3 protein-coding genes are annotated in these 2,789 nt (G+C 44.2%); all 3 read right to left on the bottom strand.

From position 1 onward, the window contains the following. Positions 1-12: 12 nt before the first annotated feature. A complete protein-coding gene (locus tag ACFQ8E_RS21965; protein WP_430552649.1) occupies positions 13-1,524 on the bottom strand; it encodes a right-handed parallel beta-helix repeat-containing protein in 1,512 nt (503 codons plus the stop codon). A gap of 1 nt (position 1,525) precedes the next feature. Next, positions 1,526-2,155: a poly-gamma-glutamate hydrolase family protein gene (locus tag ACFQ8E_RS21960; protein WP_381151630.1), complete on the bottom strand. Its 630-nt coding sequence runs from the start codon at positions 2,153-2,155 to the stop codon at positions 1,526-1,528. Between the two features lie 313 nt (positions 2,156-2,468). After that, a partial coding sequence (locus ACFQ8E_RS21955) for a hypothetical protein (protein WP_430552648.1) occupies positions 2,469-2,789 on the bottom strand: 321 nt, incomplete at its 5' end.

The raw sequence follows: 2,789 nt of genomic DNA, 5'->3' as shown, positions 1-2,789 counted from the left end.
GATAAAAAATACTCAAGTAAGCAAAATCGCTGTCCTTAAAATGCAATTCTTTATAATTTTATCTTCTACGGTTTTTATATATCGGCTGTCTGCTGTTCCGTCTATTGCGTATGTTCTAGCGTTTTTAATTGTGTTTCCGATCACGTCAACTTCTGAATGGGCTTTCCACATGATACCGCGTCCGGTTCCAGTTAGATCAATAATATTATCGGAAACCTCAGCATCTACTGTTACACCACAACGAATACCGCCGAAACCTTTAATTTTGTTATCTGTGACCACCGTATCTATAGCAGCATCCAAAACAATTGAGTAATCCTGTGTAGAGCCTTCTGTATCATTGTCGCTTACCTTGACATACTTTGATAAATGCACCCTGATATGAACACAATCACCATTGATACGGTTATCTGTTACTAGGGCCATTTCACACAAATACACGTATATACCTTGTGAGGTGCAGCCCTCAACAGTATTATCGTTAACCTTAACGCCTTTCCCCCTGGCAGTAATGCCGTTTTCAAAGCCTATGACTGTATTTCCTGATATATTGGCCCTATTCCCTGTTTCCGTGCTGGATACGCCTATAGAGTCGATACCGTGCGCCCAGGATGATTGACCAGGCTGGCGAATGATTTTATTGTTTGTGATGCTTACGTCTGTGCCGTACCCGTATGAAATGTCATTATCAGCAAAATTACTATCAATAATGACTTCCCCTGCTGTAAATGCCCGAATAGCTCCACGTCCGTTCTCTCTGAATCGGTTTTTCTTGATAATGATTTTGTAAGGATGATCATATTTCAGGCCGCCTTCTCCGAATCCCTCTAGATCAATACCCAGCTGCGGCCCTATTGTGTCGCCGCCGGCATAATTTACGTCATTATCTTCAAATACAAGGCCCTCGCATCCGTTTGTAGCAAAATTGTTTCTTCTCGCTCTCTCTAAAACGCATTTCCTTATTGTGATGCTGCTGGAAGGCGTGTAATCACTATTCCAGTTCATCATACCTTTAGCAGCTACCCAAATATTATCGCCTGTAGCGTGGGTGCATGTGGCTTTTTCGATAGTAACGTTCTTACACCCTCTTATATGGATGCAATAGCCCCATTCGTGCGTTTTCTTGCCTTCTACATAGACATAATCATGATCGTCTCTGTCTCCCATAAAGAAGCCGCCTTCCAGCTCCACATTTTCAAGCAGCTCAAAGTAGAAAATAGAGTATCCTGTGGCACTATTCGGCATAGCGTAAAAGCGTGCTGTTTTTGACATTTTTATTTTCAGGTTTGAAGCTCCGCGAACCCCGCCGCCGTATTCCGGCAAGCTCCCGAACTTACTAACGGGATCAATCAGGAAACGGCCACCAGGAATATAAACGCCGTAATATCCATTCTTGGCCGCGTGCTGGATAGCATCGTTAAAGCCTTGTGTTGTTGCTTCCGCGTTCTCACAGTTCGGATTTATACCCCATTCGTCAAAGTTAATGAAATAATACATCGGTTGTAAGCTTTCAACAGCGCCCATATTAAGCACCCGCCTTTCTGCTTACGTTCGCATTAACAAAGTCGGAAAGGAGATCCGTAAACCGGTAGAACGTTTCATTTTTGGAGACTTCACGGCCATTTAGTGAAAACGTATCGAACATGGCCCGCCGCTGTCCGGTGCTTATTTCTAGCTGGATACTCATTCCGGTTCTATTCTTATTTGCGACATTCGCCGGATCTGTACCGGATAAGGCTGCACCCTCCGGCAATAACTCAGCTGAGAAGCCCGCAGCATTCAAGGTTTCCGTGAGTTTCCCTGCATTTTCCTGATCCGTCCCACCTACTAAAATATGCTTTTCATCTGAAGCATAGCCATGTAGCGACAACGTGAAATCATGCTGGCTTAATAGTTCAAGGGCTTGAGGCTCATCAAAATTCGTGCTAGTGATATGCAAAGATGTATTTCCTGATGCCTTCAATCCTTCAAATAGATACGTGGAATAAGATTTACTTAGCTCCCTGGCAAGCTCACTTGTTCCACCCTCAATCCCGCCGCCGTGAGGCGCAAAGATTAGGACAGACGTTCCAAGCTCTCGCGTGAATATGTTGTAATTCACGGGATCTTCATTAGCCTGCAATTCCTCAAAATTCCGGTACTGATCCGCTGCCATAGCACTGTTTAACCCGATTGTCACAAGGGATAGCACAAGTAGCATTGAAAAACAAAACCGCAGCATGTTATACTTACGGCACTCCGCTACTTTGCGGGGTACTAGGTAGAGAAGGTCAGGCCCGCCAAAGCTCGCCTTCTCTGCCCCCTTACCCTTTTTTGAGGCTCCCACTATTCTATTTTGATTGATAAACACCTTTTATCACTCTCCATTTTAAATTTATTGAATTTTCAAAATATAAAATGCGTTAGCTGTCCTGGTATCACATTTTGACCACCCCCTTAAAGGCTTGAGGTTGTTGCTCCGCGCCCTCCTATATTTTCGCTACTATATAAAAACGATTGCTGTTCACGCTGCCGACATATCCAGTCCAGTTTGACTTGCTGTATAGATTGTATTTGATCAGATATGTTCCTGTTCCATACTCACGCCGGACAGACGGAACACTAAAGCTTTTTACAGGCGTTGATCCGGTAAACGATCCTGAGCCGACTCGCCCTGTGTGTATCAGTCCTTTATCTGACCACTTATACAAGATGGCTTTGTAATACAGGCGTTTTGAGCCTTTCTTTTCTGCCTTGTAGTCGATTGTTGACGCACTCGGACTGTAAGTCGTGGCATCCGTCCAAACTCC

This window comes from Isoptericola sp. NPDC056573, from assembly GCF_042793335.1.
In the GTDB taxonomy this organism is placed as follows: Bacteria; Actinomycetota; Actinomycetes; order Actinomycetales; family Cellulomonadaceae; genus Isoptericola.
This window is presented reverse-complemented; position numbering and strand designations above follow the sequence as displayed.

Excerpts from the sequence above, each read along its gene's own strand:
- ACFQ8E_RS21960 (WP_381151630.1), bottom strand. The coding sequence starts at position 2,155 with ATGGCAGCGGATCAGTACCGGAATTTTGAGGAATTGCAGGCTAATGAA.
- ACFQ8E_RS21965 (WP_430552649.1), bottom strand. The coding sequence starts at position 1,524 with ATGGGCGCTGTTGAAAGCTTACAACCGATGTATTATTTCATTAACTTT.